The following is a 23,929-nucleotide window of genomic DNA, read 5'->3' on the forward strand; positions in this document are numbered from 1 at the left end:
ACCGGCCGTTTCAGCGGCAGCACAGAAGCCGGTCGGTGGCAGTGCCACCGACCGGCCTGATGCTCAGTGCGAGGTCAAGCGCCGCGACGGTGCTGTGAGGGACCGTCGTCCTCGTCCTCGTCGTCGTCCTCATAGAGGTCGGCGTAACGGGAGTAGAGGTCATCGTCGTCATCTTCATCGTCCTCGAACGGCTCGCCGTTCGGCGGCTGGCTCGATGTCGATGCGCCCAGTTCACTGGCCAGACGTGACAGGTCAGTCCCACCGCTGTTGTACTTCAGCTGGCGGGCGACCTTTGTCTGCTTGGCCTTGGCCCGGCCGCGCCCCATGGCTCGACCCCCTCGGTGACGGGGCTCAACGGCCCCAGAGTCTGACACGCGTTCATGATCTGGAACGGACTCTCCGCAGAGATGCCGGTCCGTAGGGCTTCCACGGTACCTGAGCCCGCGCCCATACGGTACGTCGCCCGCAGCACGCGCGTGTGCACAGGACCCGCGAGGAGCCCTGTCCTCGCTGGTCAACGGCGATTTTAACCACTTATCGGGGTACGACCCGCCGGTGGAAGTGAGAGTTCTCTCCAAGTTGCCTCCGGCGGGTACCGCCCGCCCGTGCGGCCGGCCACCCGGCGGGGGCGCCGCACGGGCGGGAACCGGCCGCTGCGGTCAGCGTGCCGCGCGGGCGTCCGCCATGCGCCGCTCGGCGATCCGGTCGGCCGCGGCGGCCGGCGGAATGCCATCCGCCTTTGCGGTCGCGAAGATCTCCAGCGTGGTGTCGAAGATCTTCGCGGCCTTCGCTTTGCACCGCTCGAAGTCGAACCCGTGCAGCTCGTCGGCCACCTGGATCACCCCGCCCGCGTTCACCACGTAGTCCGGGGCGTAGAGGATGCCCCGGTCGGCGATGTCCTTCTCCACGCCCGGGTGGGCGAGCTGGTTGTTGGCCGCGCCGCACACCACCTTGGCGGTCAGCACGGGCACCGTGCGGTCGTCCAGGGCGCCGCCCAGCGCGCAGGGGGCGTAGACGTCGAGCCCCTCGACGCGGATCAGCTCCTCCGTGCTCGCCACCGCCGTCACCCCCTCGGGGTACTCCTCCAGAATCCGGCGCACCGCCTCCGGGCGTACGTCCGTGAGCACCACCTCGGCGCCCTCGGCGCGCAGGTGGCCCACCAGATGGCGGCCGACCTTGCCGACGCCCGCGATGCCGACCTTGCGGCCGCGCAGCGAGGGGTCGCCCCAGACGTGCTGGGCGCAGGCGCGCATGCCCTGGTAGACGCCGAAGGCGGTGAGGACGGAGGAGTCGCCGGCGCCGCCGTTCTCCGGGGAGCGGCCCGTCGTCCAGCCGCAGGTGCGGGCCACCACGTCCATGTCCGCGACATAGGTGCCGACGTCGCACGCGGTCACGTAGCGCCCGCCGAGCGAGGCGACCATGCGGCCGTAGGCGAGCAGCAGCTCCTCGGTCTTGTCCCGCTCCGGGTCCCCGATGATCACGGCCTTGCCGCCGCCGTGGTCCAGGCCGGCCATCGCGTTCTTGTACGACATCCCGCGCGCGAGGTTGAGGGCGTCGGCGACGGCGTCGGCCTCGGTGGCGTACGGGTGGAAACGGGTGCCGCCGAGGGCCGGGCCGAGGGCGGTGGAGTGCAGGGCGATGACGGCCTTGAGGCCGCTGGCGCGGTCCTGGCAGATGACGACCTGCTCATGGCCGCCCTGGTCCGAGTGGAAGAGGGTCCGCAGGACGTCAGCGGATGCGCCGGTTGCGTAGGTCACGGTGGTGACTCCTGTGCGTGTAGCGGCGGACGGGGCCGGGGTGGCCCCTGGGGTTTCCCCACACTTTTGGCCGTGGGGGCGGGTGGCGGGGTGCTGCCACGCGGCCGTTGGGCCGCAAGGCTGAGCGTAGAGCCTGCTCGCGGCCCTTATCCGGGGTACGCCGAGGATCACTCTTCCGTGCCCCGGGGGGTGCTCTCCGTGGCACGATGCGCAGTGGTTCCGAGCCGGGCCCGGCGGGGGTTTCGAGCCGGACGCGAGGGGGAGGGAGGGAGCGTGCCCAAGGTGTCCTCCGTGGTCGTCCCCTATGCCGCGTACCTGCGCGTGTACGAGCCGCTGACCGCCTTCCCGGAGCCGGAGCGCACCCACTGGGCGACGTACGCCCGCCGGCGCGACCGCCCCTCCTACCAGGACGAGCTGCGCCGCTCGCTGGCCGACCTGCTGCCCACGCCGCCGGTCGCGGTGCCGGTGCACGAGAGCGCGGACGCCTTCGTGACCGAGGTGGACGGCATCCTCTGTATCTGCCCCTGGCGCACCCGGCTGCGCGGCTGGCAGGCGCTGGCCGCCCTGGACGAGGAACTGCCCCCCACGGTGCTGGACGCGGTCCTGCCCCCGCTGGTGCGCGAGCAGGCCGCCCAGGACTACGAGCGCTGGCTCGCCCGCAACCCCGAGGCGCGCCCCTGGATCCGCACCGCGACCTGGCAGGTGCCGCTCAACTGGTTCGTGCTCGTCGGCGACGAGGAGCGGCGCTTCGAGAAGGGCACCGGCGAGGTGCCCCCGCTGCTGCGCTACCGCACGCCGATGGTGCAGGCCCGCCGGCGCGTGGCGCGGGCGCTGCGCACGCTGAAGGACGCGGTGGAGGAGGGCCCGCTGATCGACGGCCTGGTGGACGTCGGCCGCTGGCTGGAGGAGTTCCACCCCCGCTCCCTGGTGGAGCTGGACTACGGCGGTCTGGTCCACGCGGTGCCCGCCGGGGCGCTGGAGGACGACCACTCCGCGGCGGACGTGGCCGCGGGCATCGACGCGCTGCGCCGGGGCGACGGCCCGGCCGCCGGCCGGGTCTACGGCCGGCTCGTGCAGCGCTGGCGCGCGGTGCGGGACCTGCGTTCGGCGAACTGATCGCCGTATCCGCCCGGACCCGCGAACTGATCGCCGGATCCGTACGTACTCCTTGATGTCGGCGCATCCCGAACAGATGAGAAGTGACGCAGGTCACGGTCGAAATGGCCTCGAACAGCGTACGGTCTGTGGACTTGACTCATCTGACGGGATGTTGGTCCCGATCCGGGCTTTTCCCATCAAGGGTGATGGACGGCACTTACGCGGCCCTTGCGTCTCTTGCCGCCCCTCGTGCCAAAATAGGACAAGGAGCCCGGGGAGGGCTCCGTCTGTCCATCTGTGCTCCACTATGGGCGGAATCTCAGCATTGCACGTTTTGGGGGGTCCGGTGCCTCCTGATCGCCGAAGTGACTGATCGTCACATCGGCGTGACTGTCCGCTATGGCATGGTCCATCGGCTTCCGTCGCTGATGAACACCTGGGAGGGCAATTCCATCGGTTTGGCCGACGCGGCTGGACAGATGGTGTAGTTGTAGTGCCGAGGACAAGCCGTTCGTCCTATAACCGACTCGACTCGCGTCCGCCATTTCGGGCAACGCGGGTCAAGGTGCAGAATTTAGAGGAAAGAACCGAGAACGTCGGTTCTCCCGAGGAGGCCGCTCATGACCGCTCGCACCCCTGATGCCGAGCCGCTGCTGACCCCGGCTGAGGTCGCCACCATGTTCCGTGTCGACCCCAAGACGGTCACGCGGTGGGCGAAGGCCGGCAAGCTCACGTCGATCCGCACGCTCGGCGGGCACCGCCGCTACCGCGAGGCGGAGGTCCGCGCCCTGCTCGCGGGCATCCCGCAGCAGCGCAGCGAGGCCTGAACAACTCCATAACCGGGCAGAACGACCGAACCCCAACTGGTCGGGGCGCCCGAACCCTAGCTCTGAACGACGCGGGACCTGCCCCAACAGGCCCCCCGCCCAAGCCGATTCTTTTGCTTGAGTAAGTGGCACAGGGTGCGTCGTAGATCGCGCTGGACTCCGCCGGGTCCAGCGCGATCTTTTTTGTGCCTTCGAACGGGCCTTCCTGATCCTCCGTGAGCGGCCTTGTCGGAGTCTGAGGAGGAGTGTGGGAAGCGCTGTGGGGGGTCAGTGAGACAGGTGCAATTGCACATATTAAATTGACCTGTTGTATGACACTGGTAAGAACCCCACTTTCAAAAAATCATGCCGTGACTCCCGCCACACGGCCTGCTTCTTGTCCCGGGGCGCATGCGTGCGCTAATGGGGCTCGCGCGCCTCATCAGCCTTTCTGCGGACGGGCGTTGGGCTTCTCGTCCGGCTCCCCGGCGTGCGCCTCGGTGTCCATGGCCAGCCGCTGGAGACGGTGGCAGACGGCACAGCGCCGGGTGACGTGCCGATAGGCGGAGGCGGCCGACAGATGCGCCCTCAGGAGCGCCCGCGTCGCGTGCCTGGCCGATGCCGCCATCCGTCACCTCCGGGAGGCCGTACGGGGGAGACGGCCTGCCTTCTGGGTACCGAGCCCGGCCGGCGCCGTCAAGAGCGCCGGGAACGACGAAAGGGCCCCCTCGCGGGGGCCCTTCCTTTTCTGCGGTCCTGACGGGATTTGAACCCGCGGCCTCCACCTTGACAGGGTGGCGAGCACTCCAAACTGCTCCACAGGACCATCTCTCGCTGCACTCGGCTGCTGCGTTGTGCTGCGAGAAGGACTGTACACGAGGGTGGATGTCCTGGTCGAACTCACCCTGCGCACACGTCCGGCTACGGCACCAGGGCGTCGATCGCCTTCACGATCCGCTTGTCGGAGACGGGGTACGCGGTGCCCAGCGCGTGGGCGAAGTAGCTGACCCGCAGCTCCTCGATCATCCAGCGGACGTCGAGCACCTGGCGGGGCACCGGGCGCCCCTGCGGCAGCTGCTCCAGGAGCCAGGCGTACTCGTCGCGCATCTCCCGGACCTTCTCCATGCGGGTGGTGTCCCGCTGGGCGTTGGCCGGCATCTGCTGCAGCCGCCGGTCGGCGGCCACCAGGTAGCGCATCAGGTCCGGCAGCCGCTTCAGGCCCGCCCAGGTCACGAAGCCGGGCTTCACCAGGGCGTCCAGCTGCCGGCGCACGTCGGCCAGGTTGGCGAGCAGCACCGGGCTGTTCACCGACTTCAGCCGCCGCTCGGCCGCCTGCCAGGCCGCGAGCACCTGCTGCACCTGGCCGACCGCGCGGACCGTGGTGTCCACGATCTCGGCGCGCACCTTGTCGTAGAGCGTGCGGAACGACGCCTCGTCCCACACCGGGCCGCCGAAGTCCGCGATCAGCTTGTCGGCCGCGGCCGTCGCGCAGTCGTCGAAGAGGGCCTGCACCGAGCCGTGCGGATTGGCCGAGAGCGCGAGCTTCTGGGCGTTCGTCAGCTTGTCGGAGGCGAACTTGGCCGGGTTCACCGGGATGTTGCGCAGGATGAGCCGGCGCGTGCCCTTCCACATGGCCTCGGCCTGCTCCTCCTCGGTGTCGAAGAGGCGTACGGAGACCGTGTCGCCGTCGTCCACCAGCGCCGGGTAGGCCTTGACGGGCTGTCCGGCCCGCTTGGTCTCGAAGACGCGGGTGAGCGAGCCGATCGTCCAGTCGGTCAGGCCCGAGCGCTCCAGCGACTCGCCGCCCTGCCGGGAGGCGGTGGCCGCGGCGGCCTGGGAGAGGGCCTGGCGGGCCTTCGGCCGCAGCTGAAGCTTCAGCGCCTCCAGATCCTTGTCCTCGGCCAGCTTGCGGCGCCGTTCGTCCACGATCCTGAAGGTGACCTTCAGATGGCCGGGCACCTTGGACCAGTCGAAGTCCGCGGCCTCGAAGGGCACGCCGACCATGCGCTTCAGCTCGCGCGCCATGGTCGTCGTCAGCGGCTCCTGGAGGGGGACCGCGCGCTCCAGGAACTTCCTGGCGTAGTTCGGCGCCGGGACGTAATTGCGGCGGACCGGCTTTGGCAGCGTGCGGATCAGCTCGGTGACGACCTCCTCGCGCAGGCCCGGGATCTGCCAGTCGAAGCCCTCGTCGGTGACCTGGTTGAGCACCTGGAGCGGGATGTGCACGGTCACACCGTCGGCGTCCGCGCCCGGCTCGAACTGGTACGTCACCCGGAACTTGAGGTTCCCCTGCCGCCAGGTGTCGGGGTAGTCGGCCTTGGTGACCGCCTCCGCCGACTCCCGGATGAGCATCTCCCGCTCGAAGTCCAGGAATTCGGGCTGCTCGTGCCGCTTGCGCTTCCACCAGGAGTCGAAGTGGGCGCCGGAGACGACGTGTTCGGGCACGCGCTGGTCGTAGAACTCGAAGAGCGTGTCGTCGTCCACCACGATGTCCCGGCGCCGGGCGCGGTGCTCCAGCTCCTCGACCTCGCTGAGGAGCTTGCGGTTGTCGGCGAAGAACTTGTGGTGGGTGCGCCAGTCGCCCTCGACCAGCGCGTTGCGAATGAAAAGTTCGCGGGACAGCTCGGGGTCGATGCGGCCGTAGTTCACCTTCCGCTGGGCGACGATCGGGACGCCGTACAGCGTCACCTTCTCGTACGCCATGACGGCGGCCTGGTCCTTCTCCCAGTGCGGTTCGCTGTACGTCCGCTTCAGGAGGTGCTCGGCGAGCGGCTCGACCCACTCGGGCTCGATCTTCGCGTTGACGCGGGCCCAGAGGCGGGAGGTCTCCACCAGCTCGGCCGACATCAGGAACTTCGGCTGCTTCTTGAAGAGCGAGGAGCCGGGGAACACCGCGAACTTGGCGTTGCGGGCGCCCAGGTACTCGTTCTTGTTGCCGTCCTTCACGTCCTTCATGCCGACGTGGGAGAGGAGGCCCGCGAGCAGGGAGACATGGATGCGGTCGGCGGGGGCATCCTCCTCGCCTATGCGGATGTCCATCTGCTTGGCGACCGTGCGCAGCTGGGTGTAGATGTCCTGCCACTCGCGGATGCGCAGGAAGTTCAGATACTCCTGCTTGCACATCCGGCGGAAGGACGAGGAGCCGCGCTCCTTCTGCTGCTCGCGGACGTACCGCCACAGGTTGAGGTAGGCGAGGAAGTCGCTGGTCTCGTCCTTGAAGCGGGCGTGCTGCTGGTCGGCCTGGGTCTGCTTGTCGGCGGGGCGCTCGCGCGGGTCCTGGATGGACAGGGCGGCGGCGATGACCATGACCTCGCGGACACAGCCGTTCCGCGCGGCCTCCAGGACCATGCGGGCCAGGCGCGGGTCGACGGGCAGCTGGGCGAGCTTGCGGCCGGTGTCGGTCAGGCGCCTGCGCGGGTCCTTCTGCGCGGGGTCGAGCGCGCCGAGCTCCTGGAGGAGCTGCACGCCGTCGCGGATGTTGCGGTGGTCCGGCGGGTCGATGAAGGGGAACTTCTCGATCTCGCCGAGGCCGGCCGCGGTCATCTGGAGGATGACGGAGGCGAGGTTGGTGCGCAGGATCTCGGCGTCGGTGAACTCCGGCCGGGCGAGGAAGTCGTCCTCGGAGTACAGCCGGATGCAGATGCCGTCGGAGGTACGGCCGCAGCGGCCCTTGCGCTGGTTGGCGCTGGCCTGCGAGATCGCCTCGATGGGCAGCCGCTGGACCTTGGTGCGGTGGCTGTAGCGGCTGATGCGGGCGAAGCCGGGGTCGATGACGTACTTGATGCCGGGGACGGTCAGCGAGGTCTCGGCGACGTTGGTCGCGAGGACGATCCGGCGGCCGGTGTGCGGCTGGAAGACGCGGTGCTGCTCGGCGTGCGAGAGGCGCGCGTAAAGCGGCAGGACCTCGGTGAATCTGTACCTCTTCTTCTCCAGCGCGTCGGCGGTGTCCCGGATCTCGCGCTCACCGGAGAGGAAGACGAGGATGTCGCCCTTGCCCTCGGCCATCAGCTCCTCGACGGCGTCGGTGATGGCGGTGATCTGGTCGCGGTCGGCGTCGGAGGAGTCCTCTTCGAGCAGCGGCCGGTAGCGCACCTCGACGGGGTACGTCCGCCCGCTCACCTCGATGATCGGGGCGTCGCCGAAGTGCCGGGAGAAGCGCTCGGGGTCGATGGTGGCCGAGGTGATGACGACCTTGAGGTCCGGGCGTCTGGGCAGCAGCTGGGCGAGATAGCCGAGCAGGAAGTCGATGTTGAGGGACCGCTCGTGGGCCTCGTCGATGATGATCGTGTCGTAGGCGCGCAGCTCGCGGTCGGTCTGGATCTCCGCGAGGAGGATGCCGTCCGTCATCAGCTTCACGAAGGTGGCTTCCGGGTTCACCTGGTCGGTGAAGCGGACCTTCCAGCCGACGGCCTCGCCGAGCGGGGTCTTCAGCTCGTCGGCGACGCGCTCGGCCACCGTCCGGGCGGCGATGCGGCGGGGCTGGGTGTGCCCGATCATGCCGCGCACGCCCCGGCCCAGCTCCATACAGATCTTGGGAATCTGGGTGGTCTTTCCCGAGCCGGTCTCGCCGGCCACGATGACCACCTGGTGATCGCGGATGGCGGCCGCGATCTCGTCCTTCTTCTGGCTGACCGGCAGCTGCTCGGGATAGCTGACGGCGGGCACGCGGGAGCGCCGCGCGTCCATGCGGGAGGCGGCCTGGCCGATCTCGCCCTCGATCTCGGCGAGGACGGCGGCACGGGCCTCCGGCTTACGGATCTTGCGCGCGCCCTCCAGCCTGCGTCCGAGCCGGTGCGCGTCGCGCAGCGACAGCTCGGTCAGTCGGGAGGCGAGGGCGCCCGGGGCGGGGGCGGGATGCGTAGACATACGCGGTCCAGGATCTCACCTCGGGGAAACAGCGCGCGAATGATTTGCCGCGCCGGCGCCCCGGCGCCCCGGGGAGGACGGGCCCGCGCACGGACCCGTCCCCTCGGGCTCGGCTGCCGCGCCGCCCGGCTCAGCAGCTCCGCTGTCCGGACCTGAACCCGGACCCGTACCCGTCCCTGTAGCCGTTCTGGTAGTCCCAGCGCGGGTCCCACGGCAGCGACCGGACCGGGAACTGGCGGTGGCCGTCGTTCCAGCGGTGGCAGGTGCGCTGACCGTCCCGGAACCCGGCCCTGAAGCCGTCCCGGAAGCCGTCCTGGTAGTCCCTGGGCGAGGCCGGAAGTCTTGTCACCGAACCGGTCTGCGCGGTGGCGGGGGCCGCCGAGGCGACTCCCTGGAAGGAGAACGGAGCGAGAACGACGGCTGCGGCTACGAACATCGAGCCGAACACAGCCGTCCGCTGTCTTTTCGTGACGGGCATGGGCGCTCCCTCGGGTGATTCCGACGAATGGCCGTATTTCACTGTGGCCCCCGCCCCGGAACCCCGCAACCGCGTGCCATGCCATACGAAAACACCCCCGCCGGAGATTCCGGAGGGGGTGTCGGCCCTGGTGAGGGCGGTTGTGGCTGGGGCCGGGGTCGAACCGGCGACCTATCGCTTTTCAGGCGATCGCTCGTACCAACTGAGCTACCCAGCCACGAGGTTTCACGTGAAACCTCAGCGGTCCTGACGGGATTTGAACCCGCGGCCTCCACCTTGACAGGGTGGCGAGCACTCCAAACTGCTCCACAGGACCAGGCGCTGTGTACGACAGTGTCGCACACGGTTGCGGGTCTTCCCAACGTGATTCCCACCCGCTGTGAGGTGCGCATCTGTTGGGCTGACGTCGCTGGAGAAGCGTATCAGAGCTCGGGGGGTGGTCCGAAAACGAGATTCCCGCACCGCGGCGGGGAGGGAGCGGGCCCGGTTCGTATCCCGGGAACGCGAAAACCCGCCCTGGATCAGAGCGGGTTTCGTGACAGATCTGCTGTGCCCCCAACGGGATTCGAACCCGTGCTACCGCCTTGAAAGGGCGGCGTCCTAGGCCGCTAGACGATGAGGGCTATCGGCCCGCCGTGGGCGCTTCGCAGCGCGTCGGGGACGTGAGCAGCATAGGGGATGGGTGGTGGTATCGGCAAAACACTTCGCGGCACGCCTGGTGGCTCACTTCTTCACCAGATGACGGCTGACCTCGGCCGTCGTACGCCCGAGCCCGCCGAGCCTGATCGCGTCCCAGGCCTGGAGCCGGCGGGTGTCGCGGTCCAGGTAGAGGATCGACGCCTCGACCGGCGCCGGGTACTTCCCCTCGACCGCCCGCAGTCCGCTGCCGCCGGTCGAGCCCTCGCGGCGCAGCCGGGTGCCCAGCGGCAGGACCTTCGTCCCCTCGGTGTGCAGATGTCCGCAGAGCACGAGGGGCACGGTGCCGTCCGTCTCCTGGGCCGCCACCGGCTCGTGGGCCACCGCGATGTCCACCGGGGTGCCCTTGGCCCGCTGGTCCCGCAGCGCCGAGGCCAGCCGCGCCCCCGCGAGGCGCTCCGCCGCGTCACCGCCGGCCGGCCGGGAGCGGTCGGGCGTGAACTGGGGGTCGCCCGTCCCCGCGAACCGCACCCCGGCGACCGTCACGGCCCGGCCGTCGTCCAGGACGCGCACGTTCTTCATGCGCTCCAGATAGCGCTGGGTGGCCCGGGAGTCGTGGTTGCCCCTGACCCACACGTACGGCACGCCCAGGTCCTCGACCGGGTCCAGGAAGCCGTTCTCCGCCGCCGTGCCGTGGTCCATGGTGTCGCCGGAGTCCACGATGACGTTCACCTTGTACTGGGTCACCAGCGACTCGATGATCTTCCAGCTCGCGGGGTTGAGGTGGATGTCCGACACGTGCAGCACGCGGATCGTGGAGGGGTCGGGCTGGTAGGCCGGGAGCGTGGACGCGACGTCGTACAGCTTCGTCACGTTGGTCACCAGGCGGGCCAGCTCCTTCTGGTACACGTCGAACTCGCTGACGATGCTGCGGGCGTTGCCCACCACGGACGGCGCCGAGGACAGCAGCCCGGAGAAGCGGGGTTCGAGGACCGAGCGCGGGTTCCAGGTGGCGTACGCGGAGACGCCCGAGGCCGCGAGCAGGGTGAGGGCGAGTCCGCCGGCCACCAGCGCGGGGCGCGGCCTGCGGTAGACGGCGAGGCCGAGGACCGTCGCGCCGGTGACGACGGCGACGCACGAGCGCAGCGCGAGGTCGAGCGTGCCGTGCTCGACGTCGTCGGTGATCTCCTGCTGGAGCCCCGACAGCCGCTCGGGGTGGTCCACCAGCGCCTGGGCGCGCTCCGGGTCGAGCTGGTCCACGTCGACGTCCAGGCGGAGCGGGGCGATGTGGCTGTCCAGGGTGAGCGCGCCCAGCGGCGAGACGTTGATCTTCGTGCCGCCGCTCAGGGAGGGCCGCAGCGCCATGGTGGCCTCCATGGGGCCGACCGGCGTACGGACGTTGCCGACCGCCAGCAGCCCCAGCCACGCCCCGGTGAGCACGACGGTGACGAGACCGAGCGCCCGCAGCCAGGGCCGGGTCCGGGCGGCGAGGGCGAGCGGCGGGAGGGGGCGGCGGCCTTCTTTCCGGTTCCGGCGGCGGAGCGGGACGGCGGGGACGCGGGGCATTGGGGCCGTATGCCCAGCGGGGCAACGGGATATGCGGGAGTGCGCGCCGGGACGCCGGTCCGGCGCAGCGGTCCCGTCAGCCCCAGCCCAGTTCGTGCAGGCGGGTGTCCTCGATGCCGAAGTGGTGGGCGATCTCGTGGACGACCGTGACGGCCACCTCGTGGACCACGTCCTCCTGGGTGGCGCAGTACCGCAGGGTCGGGCCCATGTAGACCGAGATGCGGTCGGGGAGGACCCCGGCGTACCACTCGCCCCGCTCGGTGAGCGGGGTGCCCTCGTAGAGGCCGAGCAGTTCCGGGTCGTCGGCCGGCGGCTCGTCCTCCACGAAGACGGCCACGTTGTCCATGACCCGCGCCAGTTCCGGCGGGATCCGGTCCAGGGCCTCGCTCACCAGCTCTTCGAACCTGTCGCGTGTCATCTCCAGCACACCGCCATTGTCGGGGACGAAGGGCTCCGGCGGCGGGTGAGGGTGAGCGGTTTCGAACAGTGGGCGTGTCCTCTTGCGGGCGGCGGGAGTTGGGTAGGGCGACTCCCGCCCTTGTCCCGGAGGTGGCCGCCGTGCGCCCCAAGTACGTACCCGTCCGTCTGGTCGTCACGGTGCTGGCCGCCGCCGCTGCCACCGGCTGCGTCCGCGTGGGGGAGGACGCCGGCCCGGCCCGGCCCGAGCACTCGGCGGGGCGGCACCACGGCGGTGTGCCGGGCGGTGTCCCGGTCGTGGGCGGCGGCGGCCAGGAGCGCGAGGAGGCGGCCGGCGACGACAAGCACGGGCACGGCGGCAAGAAGAAGCCGGGCGAGTCGGCCCCGGCCTCCGCCAGTGCCTCCGGCCGGCACGATCCGTCGGCCGAGCCGTCGAAGCCGGACCGGACCGTGCACCCGGGCGAGCCCGCGCCGACCAACGTGCCGCCGACCCCGCCGGCCAGTTCGGCCCCGCCGGAGCCGCCCGCCTCCAGCCCGCCCCCGCCGGACAGCCCGCCGCCGTCGGCCGAGCCGTCCTCCTCGGCGCACGAGGACCCGGCGCCGCAACTGGTCGAGCGGGTGCCGCTTCCGGCGGTCGCGGTGGCCGCGTAACGGTGTCCGTACGCGGCTTTCCGGGGCGGTGCAGGGCCCCCACCGGCGGGTTTGCCTTCAGGGGTGGGGGGTGCGTATGGTGGTAGATCGTTTGATCCCATTTGCCCGGCGCCACCGCAGAGCGCGCCGTGTGGCGCGTACTCTCCTTTGCCGTGGCGGACCGCATCTAGGCGGTCGTAGAGCGAAACACGGAGTTGACGGGCGCGTGCCGAGAGACTCCGGAAGGTTTCGCATTCGCATGTCCGTTTCCAGTACTGACCAGTTCGTCGCGCCCGAGAACGGGGACGCCCCCGTCGACGAGATGAACGAGGTCGCCGCTGTCGTCGAGGCCGTCGAGGCCGACGACACCACCGACACCACCCCCGAGATCACCTTCGCCGACCTCGGTCTCCCCGAGGGCATCGTGCGCAAGCTCGCCCAGAACGGTGTCACCACCCCCTTCCCGATCCAGGCCGCGACCATCCCGGACGCCCTGGCCGGCAAGGACATCCTCGGCCGTGGCCGCACCGGCTCCGGCAAGACCCTCTCCTTCGGTCTGCCGACCCTGGCCACGCTGGCCGGCGGTCGCACCGAGAAGAAGCGCCCGCGCGCCGTCATCATGACGCCGACCCGCGAGCTGGCGATGCAGGTCGCCGACGCCCTCCAGCCGTACGGCGACGTGCTCGGCCTGAAGATGAAGGTCGTCTGCGGCGGTACGTCGATGGGCAACCAGATCTACGCCCTGGAGCGCGGCGTCGACGTCCTCGTCGCCACCCCGGGCCGGCTGCGCGACATCATCAACCGCGGCGCCTGCTCCCTCGAGGACGTCCAGATCGCCGTCCTCGACGAGGCCGACCAGATGTCCGACCTGGGCTTCCTGCCCGAGGTCACCGAGCTGCTCGACCAGGTCCCGGCCGGCGGCCAGCGGATGCTGTTCTCCGCCACCATGGAGAACGAGATCTCCACGCTGGTCAAGCGCTACCTGAACGACCCGGTCACGCACGAGGTCGACAGCGCCCAGGGCAACGTGACGACCATGTCGCACCACATCCTCATCGTGAAGCCCAAGGACAAGGCGCCGGTCACCGCCGCGATCGCCTCCCGCAAGGGCCGCACGATCATCTTCGTCCGCACCCAGCTGGGCGCCGACCGCGTCGCCGAGCAGCTGCGCGAGTCCGGCGTGAAGGCCGACGCGCTGCACGGCGGCATGACCCAGGGCGCCCGCACCCGCACCCTGGCCGACTTCAAGGACGGTTACGTCAACGTCCTGGTCGCCACCGACGTCGCCGCGCGCGGTATCCACGTCGACGGCATCGACCTGGTCCTGAACGTCGACCCGGCGGGCGACCACAAGGACTACCTGCACCGCGCAGGGCGCACCGCCCGCGCCGGCCGCACCGGCACGGTCGTCTCCCTGTCGCTGCCGCACCAGCGCCGTCAGATCTTCCGCCTGATGGAGGACGCGGGCGTCGACGCCGGGCGTCACATCATCCAGGGCGGCGACGCCTTCGACCCGGAGGTCGCCGAGATCACCGGCGCCCGCTCCATGACCGAGGTCCAGGCCGAGTCCGCGGGCAACGCCGCGCAGCAGGCCGAGCGCGAGGTCGCCCAGCTCACCAAGGAGCTGGAGCGCGCCCAGCGCCGCGCCTCCGAGCTGCGCGACGAGGCCGACCGCCTCGTGGCCCGGGTCGCCCGCGACCGTGGCGAGGACCCCGAGGTCGCCGTCGCCGAGGCCCAGGCCTCCGCCGAGCAGGCCGTGGCCGAGGCCGCCGCCGAGGCGGAGCGTCCGGCCGCGCGCGAGACCGAGCGCCGCGACGACCGCGGTGGCCGTGGTTTCGAGCGCCGCGACGACCGTGGCGGCCGTGGCTTCGAGCGCCGTGACGACCGTGGCGGCCGTTCCTTCGACCGTGACCGTCGTGACGACCGTGGCGGCCGCTCCTTCGAGCGTCGTGACGACCGGGGTGGCCGTGGCTTCGACCGTGACCGCAACGACCGTGGCAACGGCGGCTCCTTCGAGCGTCGTGACGACCGCGGCGGCCGTTCTTTCGAGCGCCGCGACGACCGTCGTGACGACCGTGGCGGCCGCTCCTTCGAGCGTCGTGACGACCGGGGTGGCCGTGGCTTCGACCGTGACCGCAACGACCGTGGCAACGGCGGCTCCTTCGAGCGTCGTGACGACCGCGGCGGCCGTCCCTTCGAGCGCCGCGACGACCGTGGTGACCGTGGCGGCTTCCGCCGCGACGAGCGCACCGGCCACCGGGGCAGCGACCGCCCGTTCAACCGCGAGCGCCGCGACGACCGCCCGGGCTTCCGCACCGGCGGCCACGACCGCCCGTACGGCCGCCGCGACGACCACCGCGGCAACACCGGTGGCTCTTCCTCCTCCTCGTTCGGCCGCCGCGACGACAAGCCCCGCTGGAAGCGCAACGGCTGACGGTTCGTGAGCTGAGCCGACCGAGCTGAGCCGAACCGCCGAAGGGCCCGTACGGATGTGTTCCGTACGGGCCCTTCGGCATGTCCGGGCGCGACAGCCTCATCGCGAGGCAAAGCGTTGGTCATGAATCCGTCAGGAACGCATGTACGATCAGGCGACTTCCGAGGGGGCTGCGCCAGGCCGGGGGGCCGGGACCGTCATGAGCGGCACGCATGTCCTCTCGTCGATTCCGGGGAGGATTCGCCTTGATCCGTCATGCTCCCGTACACCGCTCCCGCGCCGGACGCGCGGCCGTGGTCTCGGCCGCCGCCGTCGCGCTCGCCGCAGGGCTCACCCCGCTGCTCCCGTCGGCCTCCGCGACCGCCGCGCCGGCGGAGACGGTGATACCGGCGACACTGCGCGGCAGCTATGCGTCGGCCGCGCTGCTGACGCCCTCGACACGCCAGGGCCACGACGGCGTCGGCGCCCGGGGTGTCTTCCACCGCCTCGAAGGCGGCAGCGATCTGTGGTGGACGCCGTTCGACGGCGGTGAACCGGTCCGGGTGCCCGGGCGGCAGGGGACGTTCACCCAGGCGACCGGCACCGACGTCGTCTTCTTCCACTCCGCCGGCCGGACCGACTTCCGGGACCTGGCCACGGGCACCGAACGGTCCGTCCTGATGCCGGAAGGGCTCGTCCACCAGAGCGCCTACGACAATCTGGTGATCGCGTTCCGCGGGATCACCGGGGCGGACGGCACGTCCAGGCACGAGATGCATCTGCTGACCCCCGGGGCCGACGACACGACCCGGGACGTGACGGTGACCGGTGGCCCGGAGGCGCTCGCCCTCGGCCCGACGGTGGGGGCGGACGACCGCAGCGTCTTCTTCCGCGCGGCCCTGGACGGCACCCCTCGCCTCGCCGCCGTCGACCGCGAGACCGGCCGGGTGGAGAGCTGGACCCAGCCGCTGCCCACCGCCTACTCGGGTCTGGTCCTCTCGCCGGACCATGTCGCCGTGGTCGCCCCGGACAGGGCGAAGGTCCTGGTGCTGCCGCGCGGCGAGCTGTCCGCGACCCCGGCCGAGGTCACCGTGGCCGGTGCCGCCGACGGGACGAACGTGGCCCGCGACGTGGCGCTCGTCGGCGACTGGCTGGTGAGCGGGAGCACCCGTGTCCAGGCCCAGCCGCTCGCGGGCGGCGAGCCGGTCACGCTGATGGCGCAGTCGTCGTCCCAGGGCACCGGGGTCGGCCCCGGCGGCACGGCCGTCCGCGTCGGCCGGACCGGCGCCGACGACTGGGGCATCCAGCGCATCCGGGCCGGTGCCGACGGCAGGCCGGCCGTCACCATGGTCAAGCCGCTGCCGAAACCGCCGTACCCCGTCCAGGGCCTGTCGCTCGATCAGGGACGGCTCGCCGTCGCCGACTACGGCACCGTCCACGGGGCGAACGGCGGCCGGATCGTCCGTACCCGCACCGTCGCCGCCGCCGGCACCCCCGAGTTCGGGGACGCCTCGGTCCTGCTGGACTCCGGCGCGAACGTCCCCCTCTGCGCGTCCGGCGATCTCGCCTGCGCCCCGCTCCACGGCACCCCCGACGGCCGCGTCGTCTGGCAGATCCCCGGCGCCGACGGCGGCGCCGACGTCATCCGCGTCACCGGTGGACAGGGGTCGGCCTTCTGGCAGCGCGGCGTGGAGAAGGGCGGCCGTGTCACCGGCGTCTCCGGCCGCTACGTCCTCTACACGGGCCCCACCCGCCAGGACGTCTACAGGATCGGTGACGACGGCAAGGCCGCCGTCACCCGCACCCCCACCGCCGCGGCCCTCTCCGGCGACCTGCTGTGGACCCCGGGCACGGCTCCGGGCACCGTCACGGCGTACAGCCTGCCGGCGAAGAAGACCACCGAGACCGTCACCCTCGGCTCCGGCTGCGTCCCCACCGAACTCCAGGCGCTGGGCCGCTGGCTGTACTGGGCGTGCGACGGCAGGGCCGGTGTGCACGACCGCACGACGGGCCGCTCGGTGTCCGTCCCCGCCGACGAGGCCGAACTGGGCGACGGCTACGTCGTCACGCACGACCGGGGCACCGGGAAGCTCACGCTCACCTCGTTCGCCGACGGCACGGCGGCCGGCCGGGTCATCGGCGAACTGCCGGACACCGGCGCCTCCCAGCGGGACGTGCGCTGGACGGTCGACGAGTCCGGCGCCGACGTCGCCTGGGTGGACGGCCAGGAGCGCGTGCACCTCGTCCCCTCGGGCGTGCCCCAGCAGCCGCTGCGGCTGCTCGCCCCGGCCGGGAGCCCGGCGTCGGTCCCGGCCATGGAACCCGACACGGTCCCGAGGACGCTGACCTCGCTGCTGCTGTCCAAGCCCGCCTCGGGCTGGCGCCTCACCGTGCGCGCGCGGACGACGGGCAAGGTCGTGGACACGGTGAGCGGCGGCGCCGCGCGGGGTGCCCTGGACATCGGCTGGCACGGCGTGCCCCGGAACGCGCACGGCTGGTCGGCGCCGCTGCCGATCGGCTCGTACGACTGGACGGTGACCGTGGACCCGGCCGACGGGACCGGGCAGCCGCTCCAGGTGAGCGGCACGGTCCGGCTGACCGGCGCCACCCCGGTGCGCCACGATCACGCGGACCCGGACGGCGTGGGCGACCTGCTCACCCTCAACTCCTCCGGGAGCCTCACCTTCCAGCTGGGCACGGGCAAGGGCACGTTCTCCGGGAAGGTCTCGGGCGGCGGCTGGTCCGCCAAGACGGTGGCGGTGCCGTTCGGCGACCTGAACGGCGACCACTGCAACGACGTGCTGGTGCGGATGGCCGACGGCTCGCTGCGCGGCTACAAGGTGCCGTGCGGCAGCGGGCTCGTGCCCTCGCGGTCGTACAAGAAGCTCGGCACCGGCTGGTCGGCGTACAACGTGCTGACCTCGCCCGGCGACCTCACCGGGGACGGGCGCGCCGACCTGCTCGGCCGCAAGGCGTCCACCGGGGACGTCTGTCTCTTCGCCGCGAAGAGCGACGGGACGCTCGCCGCCGGCAAGAAGATCGGCTCGGCCTGGAAGGGCTACACCAAGGTCGTCGGCGCCGGAGACCTGAACGGCGACGGCACCGGCGACGTCCTGGCCCGCGACAAGGCGGGCACCCTGTGGCGCTACGACGGCACGGGCACCGGGAAGCTCAGGGCGCGGGCCAAGGTCTTCTCGAAGTGGGGCGGTTCGTACAACGCGATCGTCGGCGTCGGCGACATCACCGGGGACGGCAGGAGCGACCTGGTGGTGCGGGACGGCGCGGGCGTGCTCTACCGCAACAACGGTGACGGGAAGGGGAAGTTCGCCGGCCGGGTGAGGATCGGCGGCGGCTGGGGCGGCTACAAGGGCCTCTTCTGATGTGGGTGCCACGGGCCTGAAACGGGCCCGGCGTGTTACCCGCTGGTTTCCGGTGGTTTCCGGCCATCGAGTGACGCATGTCACGTCATCCCCGAGGGAATTGCTGGGGGCATGACAGACGATACGAAAATCGGCGGCGAGCCGGTCCTCTCCGACGAGGAGCGGCTCGCCCAGCTCGGCTACACGCAGGTGCTGGCGCGCAGGATGTCGGCGTTCTCGAACTACGCCGTGTCCTTCACGATCATCTCGGTGCTGTCCGGGTGTCTCACCCTGTACCTCTTCGGCATGGTGACCGGCGGCCCGGCGGTGATCACCTGGGGCTGGGTGGCGGTCGGTCTGATGACGCTGTTCGTCGGGCTGTCGATGGCCGAGATCTGCTCCGCGTATCCCACCTCGGCGGGGCTGTACTTCTGGGCCCACCGGCTCGCCCCGGAGCGCTCCGCGGCGGCGTGGGCGTGGTTCACGGGGTGGTTCAACGTGCTGGGGCAGGTCGCGGTGACCGCCGGCATCGACTTCGGCGCCGCGTCCTTCCTCGGCGCCTGGCTGAACCTCCAGTTCGGCTTCGAGGTGACCCCCGGCCGCACGGTCCTCCTCTTCGCCGCGATCCTCCTCCTGCACGGGCTGCTGAACACCTTCGGCGTCCGCATCGTCGCGCTGCTCAACAGCGTCAGCGTGTGGTGGCACGTGGTGGGCGTGGCCGTCATCGTCGGCGCGCTGGCGATCCTGCCGGACCACCACCAGTCGGCGTCCTTCGTGTTCACCAAGTTCGTCAACGAGACCGGCTGGGGCAGCTCCTTCTACGTCGTCCTGCTCGGCCTGCTGATGGCGCAGTACACCTTCACCGGCTACGACGCCTCCGCCCACATGACCGAGGAGACCCACGACGCGGCGACGGCGGGCCCCAAGGGCATCGTCCGCTCCATCTGGACGTCCTGGATCGCGGGCTTCGTCCTGCTCCTCGGCTTCACCTTCGCGATCCAGTCCTACGACAAGGCGCTGGCGTCCCCGACCGGCGCGCCCCCGGCCCAGATCCTCCTGGACGCCCTCGGCGCCACGACCGGCAAGCTCCTCCTCCTGGTCGTCATCGGCGCCCAGCTCTTCTGCGGCATGGCCTCCGTGACGGCCAACAGCCGCATGATCTACGCCTTCTCCCGCGACGGCGCGCTCCCCTTCTCCCACGTCTGGCACACGGTCAGCCCGCGCACCCGCACGCCCGTCGCCGCGGTCTGGCTGGCGGCGCTGGGCGCCCTGGTGCTCGGCCTGCCGTACCTCATCAACTCCACGGCGTACGCGGCCGTGACGTCCATCGCGGTCATCGGCCTCTACATCGCCTACGTCATCCCGACCCTGCTGCGCGTCCGCAAGGGCGACGCCTTCGTCCGCGGCCCCTGGCACCTGGGCCGCTGGTCCGTCCCCATCGGCATCGTCTCGGTCACCTGGGTCGTCCTGATCACGATCCTCTTCATGCTCCCCCAGGTCTCCCCGGTCACCTGGGAGACCTTCAACTACGCCCCGATCGCCGTCCTGGTGGTCCTAGGCTTCGCCGCCACCTGGTGGCTCGCCTCGGCCCGCCACTGGTTCCTGGCCCGGTCCAAGGAGTGACCGACGCGGCCGTGTCCCCGATACCCGATCGGAGACACGGCCACCTCCCGCTATGCTCGGACAGGCAACATCGCCTGGGCCCTTAGCTCAATTGGCAGAGCAGTGGACTTTTAATCCATTGGTTGTGGGTTCGAGTCCCACAGGGCCTACCCGTCACCCTCCGGGTGAGGACCCCCGCTGACCTGGTCAGACGGGGGTTCTGTCGTTTGCGGGGCCGGACTGCATCCAGACCCGGCCCCGGACCACCCCGATTGCACCCCTGGTCGCTGCAGCGGTATCGCCTCGCCGGAGTACCCATTGCGCGCAACCCGCCGACGTGGCTGTCTGTCCGCAATTTCCGGCAATCGCGGGGAAGTCGGCAGCCATCACGCGCATCCTGGTCCTTCGACCACAGGCGACCGGAGGGCGACATGACGCTACGGTTCATCGGCACCACCAGCGACGACGGAGACTGCCCCACCCTGTACGAGATTTCGGAGACTGAGGAGATCCTCGTCCAGGGCGACCGAGAGACCGAACCCGAGCACCTCGCCCAGCTTCGCGACGTCAAGCCGTCGGAGACGTTCGTACGCGTCCCCCGTGCACTCCTCACCCGCTACGCCCCCAGAACCGCCACACCCCCGCTCCAGCCGTTCTCCGCGATCTCCCGCATGTTCCGCGACTTCCGGCACACCGCATTCCGGTTGGAGACCCGCCGCGGCTACGCTTCCGACCGCAACAGCCCCAAGTGGCAACGCTGGCTCGACGGCGAGGACATTCGCAACCTGTCCCGCGCCGGTGCCGAACGGCTGCACCTGCCCGACTCCAAGACCGTCGCCCGGTTCGCGTTCGACGACGAGGACACCACCCTTGGCGTGTACGTCACTGACGACCCCGTCGAGGTGCTCGCCGCCTGCCAGGCCCGCGATGCCGCATGGCACCACGCCACGCCTACCAGCGACTATGCCAAGCAGGTGCGTTCCAGCGAGTGACCAGCGACTTTCAGACTGCCCGGGAATCTCTCGGCGCGCGGCTGCGTGAGCTGCGCGCCGAGGCCGGTCTCGACGGCAAGGACCTCGCCGCCAGACTCGGCTGGCAGACGTCGAAGGTGTCCCGGTTGCAGAACGGCAAGCAGACACCCTCCCGCGCCGATCTCACGGCGTGGGCGCACGCTTGTGAACAGGCCGATGCGGAAGCCGAGTTGCAGGGGCTGTGTGCCGGCCTGGAGATGAAGCAGCGCCACCGTTCATGGCGTCGGCAACTGGCCGGGGGCCACCGCGGCCGTCAGGAGATCGCGGTACGGCAGACCGAACACACCGCGATGATCCGGGGCCTGGAAGTCTCCCGGATACCGGGCCTGTTTCAGACCCCGGAGTACGCCCGCGTCGTCTTCGATGCCAACGCGGAGTTCCACGGCATCACCCCGACGACGGAGGCCGCCGTCGCCGCCCGTATGCGACGTCAAGAGGCCCTGTACGACCCGGAGAAGAGTTTCCGTTTCCTGCTGTGCGAGGCCGCCCTCTACCACCGCTCATGCCCGGCCGACGTCATGGCCGAGCAACTCGACCGCTTGTACAACCTCGTCGGGCAACGCCGCGTAGAGGTCGGCATCCTTCCGTTCGGCACCCAGCTGCGCCGTACCGCGCCGCACGGCTTCTGGATCTACGACCGCCGGTTGGTCATCGTCGAGACGATCAGTGAGGAACTCTGGCTGACCGGTGACGACGATCTGGCCCTGTACGAACGGGCGTGGGAGTGGCTTGCCGAAGCCGCTGTGTACGGACCACTGGCGCGCCGCCTGATCGGCCGCGCCCGTGCCTCCCTCGACCCTTTGTAGGCAATCCACGGCAGCCGGCACCCTCGCATGCGCAATCACGCGCAATCCGCGCACGGGCGCGCAGCCTTAGTTCCTACCGTCCCGGCATGACCACATGGCCCCCGCCCTGGCTGACCCCACGTGCGCCGAATGCGTCCGCCTTCAGAACGAGCAGTACGCGGCCGAGCGCGAGGGCGACCTCTCCCGGGCAGTCGACTGCCGTGTGTTGCTCCGCCGTCACCGCGCCGCTGCCCATGAGGGTGAGCGGTGAGCGGGCAGGGCGCCAAGCGGGGCAAGGGGACGGGCGGACCTGTGCACCTGATGTGGATGCGCGTCACCCGGGTCAGGGACGGCCGCGTGATCGAGCAGCGCCGCGAGGTAAGAGTCACCATCGACACCCCGCCCAGTGTGTACGACCTGTCGTCGGCGTGGCCGCCGTGCGAGTGTCCGGAGCACCGGAACCGGTAGCGCCGCGCGCGGCTGGGAGGCGCTGGCGGTCGTCGTGCCGTGCTGTGAAAGCTCGAAATGCGAGGCATTTTGGCTTCGCCGGATTCTGGTAGCCGGGGGCGACCATAATGGGAAATGGTGATGTGTGGGCGTCGTCATTTGTGACCACAGTGGTGTCGCCGGTTTATGTGTCAAGTGAAACGGGGCCCTGGGGGGTTTCCGGAAGAGCTGTCGCTATTTTCGGTGACGGTGGCGAGGGTAGATATTCGCTGACCTGCGGTTTGAGTTGACGCGACCTACGGGTGGGACCAGCATGGGGAACTGAGCCGCTTGTCCGGCGTGCCTGAATCCGATGAGCGGCACCCAATTCCCTGGTTCGGGTCAACTCTCCGATGCATTCAGTGAGGGTATCGGACTCACCCCCGCAGGAGAAGAGAAATCCATGAGAAAAGGAATTGTGGCAGCCGCGATAACCGCGACGCTGTCGGCAGGGGCGGCTGTTTTCGCCTTTCCCGCGAATCCTGCTGCCGCGGCCCCCTCGGCCACGTGCAGCCTGCAGAACGGGACGGTGCGGGGGAGCGGTTTCACCCCGGATCAGTCGTACAACGTCACGCGCGGTGGACAAACTATTTCTCGCGTCTCCGCGGGGGCGAACGGTGATGTCCAGGTCGGCGTCACCGGCGGTGGCCCCATCGCCGTAGGCGGCACGCACTGCTCCTCCTCCGGGTCGGAAGCCGGCGGGAACGCCTCGCAGTCCGCCGCGGCGGCCGCGGCGACCGCGAAGGGTACGGCGGCGGCTCAGCAGGCGGTACGCAACGGTGCCTCCCAGCAGCAGGCGGTCGCCATCGGCCGGCAGACGGCCCAAGCGGAGGCGCAGCGGCTCGGGTTGCCGCCCACCGTGGTCAACCAGGTCACCAACAACACCACCAACATCGTCAACAACACCATCAGCGGCGGGACCGGCAACACGATCGGAGGCACCCAGATCGGCGGCCAGGGCAACACCCAGGGCGGGACCCAGGGCGGCACCGGCAACACCCAGGGCGGGACCCAGGGCGGAACCGGGAACACCCAGGGCGGCACGCAGGGTGGCGAGACCGGAAACACTCAGGGTGGAACTCAGGGTGGTGGCACCGGAAATACCCAGGGTGGAACTCAGGGTGGCGGTACCGGGAACACTCAGGGCGGGACCCAGGGTGGCGGCACCGGGAACACTCAGGGTGGAACTCAGGGTGGCGGAACTGGCAATACCCAGGGTGGAACTCAGGGTGGCGGGACCGGAAACACTCAGGGTGGGACCCAGGGTGGCGGGACCGGGAACACTCAGGGTGGAACTCAGGGTGGCGGCACTGGCAACACCCAGGGTGGAACTCAGGGTGGCGGCACCGGAAATACCCAGGGCGGGACCCAGGGTGGAGCCGGGAACACCCAGGGCGGAACCCAGGGTGGCGCGACCGTGCCGGTAGTCCCCACGACGCCCGTCACCTGACGGCAAAGGAAATCCGTGGTGGTACGGGAACACCGCGCGGCACATCACCAGACGCCTGAGAGGGAAGAGAGGAAATCAATCATGCGGCACTCTCGGAGGCAGCAAATAGCGACCGCGATAGCGTCGGCGGCCATGGTGGGAGGCATCATCACCATCGGCGGCCCGGCCTCAGCGGCACCGGTATCGACTCCTTCCGGTACGACGCAGGCGCACCACCTGTCGCCAGAGAAGCCGAAGCCGTGCAAGCAGAAGCAGAAGAACTGCAAGGTCAGGGGCAATACCCAGGGCGGGACGCAGGGTGGCAGAGGGAACACCCAGGGCGGCACGCAGGGTGGCGGGACCGGTAATACCCAGGGCGGGACCCAGGGTGGCGGTACCGGGAACACTCAGGGTGGTACTCAGGGTGGCGGTACTGGCAACACTCAGGGTGGTACTCAGGGTGGCGGGACCGGGAACACTCAGGGTGGTACTCAGGGTGGCGGGACCGGGAACACTCAGGGTGGTACTCAGGGTGGCGGCACCGGGAACACTCAGGGTGGTACTCAGGGT

The 23,929-nt window shown here is 70.5% G+C and carries 17 protein-coding genes and 5 tRNA genes; 11 read left to right on the top strand and 11 right to left on the bottom strand.

Annotated features, from left to right (window positions below; genetic code table 11):
- Positions 1 to 74: 74 nt before the first annotated feature.
- Both AB0898_RS02845 and AB0898_RS02850 read right to left on the bottom strand, forming a co-directional pair.
- On the bottom strand, positions 75 to 326 hold the full coding sequence (locus AB0898_RS02845; RefSeq protein ID WP_018547469.1) for a DUF3073 domain-containing protein: 252 nt from the start codon (positions 324 to 326) through the stop codon (positions 75 to 77).
- Between the two features lie 333 nt (positions 327 to 659).
- The gene (locus AB0898_RS02850) at positions 660 to 1,757 is read right to left on the bottom strand and encodes a Glu/Leu/Phe/Val dehydrogenase dimerization domain-containing protein (protein WP_366800997.1); all 1,098 of its coding nucleotides are present in this window, start codon (positions 1,755 to 1,757) and stop codon (positions 660 to 662) included.
- 273 nt (positions 1,758 to 2,030) lie between these two features.
- Between AB0898_RS02850 and AB0898_RS02855 the strand changes: the two genes are divergently transcribed.
- Complete coding sequence (locus AB0898_RS02855; RefSeq protein WP_366800998.1) at positions 2,031 to 2,873, top strand: hypothetical protein; 843 nt, start codon at positions 2,031 to 2,033, stop codon at positions 2,871 to 2,873.
- A 602-nt stretch (positions 2,874 to 3,475) separates the two neighbouring features.
- Complete coding sequence (gene bldC, locus AB0898_RS02860) at positions 3,476 to 3,682, top strand: developmental transcriptional regulator BldC (protein ID WP_003949541.1); 207 nt, start codon at positions 3,476 to 3,478, stop codon at positions 3,680 to 3,682.
- A gap of 421 nt (positions 3,683 to 4,103) precedes the next feature.
- Here bldC and AB0898_RS02865 read toward each other — a convergent pair whose 3' ends face one another.
- The 9 genes from AB0898_RS02865 to AB0898_RS02905 form a co-directional block, all read right to left on the bottom strand.
- Complete coding sequence (locus AB0898_RS02865) at positions 4,104 to 4,289, bottom strand: DUF6274 family protein (protein ID WP_366800999.1); 186 nt, start codon at positions 4,287 to 4,289, stop codon at positions 4,104 to 4,106.
- Between the two features lie 123 nt (positions 4,290 to 4,412).
- Positions 4,413 to 4,487: transfer RNA gene (locus tag AB0898_RS02870), tRNA-Asp, on the bottom strand.
- 95 nt (positions 4,488 to 4,582) lie between these two features.
- A complete protein-coding gene (hrpA, locus tag AB0898_RS02875; RefSeq protein WP_366801000.1) occupies positions 4,583 to 8,527 on the bottom strand; it encodes an ATP-dependent RNA helicase HrpA in 3,945 nt (1,314 codons plus the stop codon).
- A gap of 130 nt (positions 8,528 to 8,657) precedes the next feature.
- Positions 8,658 to 9,005, bottom strand: a complete 348-nt coding sequence (locus tag AB0898_RS02880; RefSeq protein WP_366801001.1) for a hypothetical protein — start codon at positions 9,003 to 9,005, stop codon at positions 8,658 to 8,660.
- Positions 9,006 to 9,148: 143 nt separating this feature from the next.
- Positions 9,149 to 9,222 (bottom strand) — tRNA-Phe (locus tag AB0898_RS02885).
- A 24-nt stretch (positions 9,223 to 9,246) separates the two neighbouring features.
- Positions 9,247 to 9,321 (bottom strand) — tRNA-Asp (locus AB0898_RS02890).
- Positions 9,322 to 9,555: 234 nt separating this feature from the next.
- A tRNA-Glu gene (locus tag AB0898_RS02895) sits at positions 9,556 to 9,628 on the bottom strand.
- Positions 9,629 to 9,728: 100 nt separating this feature from the next.
- Positions 9,729 to 11,207 (bottom strand): metallophosphoesterase, encoded by a 1,479-nt coding sequence (locus tag AB0898_RS02900; protein ID WP_366801002.1) that lies wholly within the window; start codon positions 11,205 to 11,207, stop codon positions 9,729 to 9,731.
- A gap of 76 nt (positions 11,208 to 11,283) precedes the next feature.
- Positions 11,284 to 11,634, bottom strand: coding sequence for a metallopeptidase family protein (locus AB0898_RS02905; RefSeq protein ID WP_366801003.1), 351 nt, complete (start codon positions 11,632 to 11,634; stop codon positions 11,284 to 11,286).
- Positions 11,635 to 11,765: 131 nt separating this feature from the next.
- On the opposite strand from AB0898_RS02905, the gene AB0898_RS02910 reads away from it, so the two are divergent.
- From AB0898_RS02910 to AB0898_RS02950, 9 genes are all read left to right on the top strand, one after another.
- Complete coding sequence (locus tag AB0898_RS02910; RefSeq protein ID WP_366801004.1) at positions 11,766 to 12,275, top strand: hypothetical protein; 510 nt, start codon at positions 11,766 to 11,768, stop codon at positions 12,273 to 12,275.
- A gap of 238 nt (positions 12,276 to 12,513) precedes the next feature.
- Positions 12,514 to 14,688 (top strand): DEAD/DEAH box helicase, encoded by a 2,175-nt coding sequence (locus tag AB0898_RS02915; protein ID WP_366801005.1) that lies wholly within the window; start codon positions 12,514 to 12,516, stop codon positions 14,686 to 14,688.
- A gap of 245 nt (positions 14,689 to 14,933) precedes the next feature.
- On the top strand, positions 14,934 to 18,047 hold the full coding sequence (locus tag AB0898_RS02920; protein ID WP_366801006.1) for a VCBS repeat-containing protein: 3,114 nt from the start codon (positions 14,934 to 14,936) through the stop codon (positions 18,045 to 18,047).
- Positions 18,048 to 18,158: 111 nt separating this feature from the next.
- Positions 18,159 to 19,649 (top strand): amino acid permease, encoded by a 1,491-nt coding sequence (locus AB0898_RS02925; protein WP_366801007.1) that lies wholly within the window; start codon positions 18,159 to 18,161, stop codon positions 19,647 to 19,649.
- 76 nt (positions 19,650 to 19,725) lie between these two features.
- Positions 19,726 to 19,798, top strand: a tRNA-Lys gene (locus tag AB0898_RS02930).
- A gap of 261 nt (positions 19,799 to 20,059) precedes the next feature.
- Complete coding sequence (locus AB0898_RS02935; protein WP_366801008.1) at positions 20,060 to 20,620, top strand: DUF6879 family protein; 561 nt, start codon at positions 20,060 to 20,062, stop codon at positions 20,618 to 20,620.
- The gene (locus tag AB0898_RS02940) at positions 20,617 to 21,465 is read left to right on the top strand and encodes a helix-turn-helix transcriptional regulator (RefSeq protein ID WP_366801009.1); all 849 of its coding nucleotides are present in this window, start codon (positions 20,617 to 20,619) and stop codon (positions 21,463 to 21,465) included. Before AB0898_RS02935 ends, AB0898_RS02940 begins: the two co-directional genes overlap by 4 nt.
- 246 nt (positions 21,466 to 21,711) lie before the next feature.
- The gene (locus AB0898_RS02945) at positions 21,712 to 21,912 is read left to right on the top strand and encodes a hypothetical protein (protein WP_366801010.1); all 201 of its coding nucleotides are present in this window, start codon (positions 21,712 to 21,714) and stop codon (positions 21,910 to 21,912) included.
- 421 nt (positions 21,913 to 22,333) lie between these two features.
- Complete coding sequence (locus AB0898_RS02950) at positions 22,334 to 23,380, top strand: hypothetical protein (protein ID WP_366801011.1); 1,047 nt, start codon at positions 22,334 to 22,336, stop codon at positions 23,378 to 23,380.
- The last annotated feature ends 549 nt before the right edge of the window (positions 23,381 to 23,929 follow it).

Origin of the sequence: Streptomyces sp. NPDC005435 (assembly GCF_040703155.1) — a bacterium.
GTDB lineage: Bacteria > Actinomycetota > Actinomycetes > Streptomycetales > Streptomycetaceae > Streptomyces.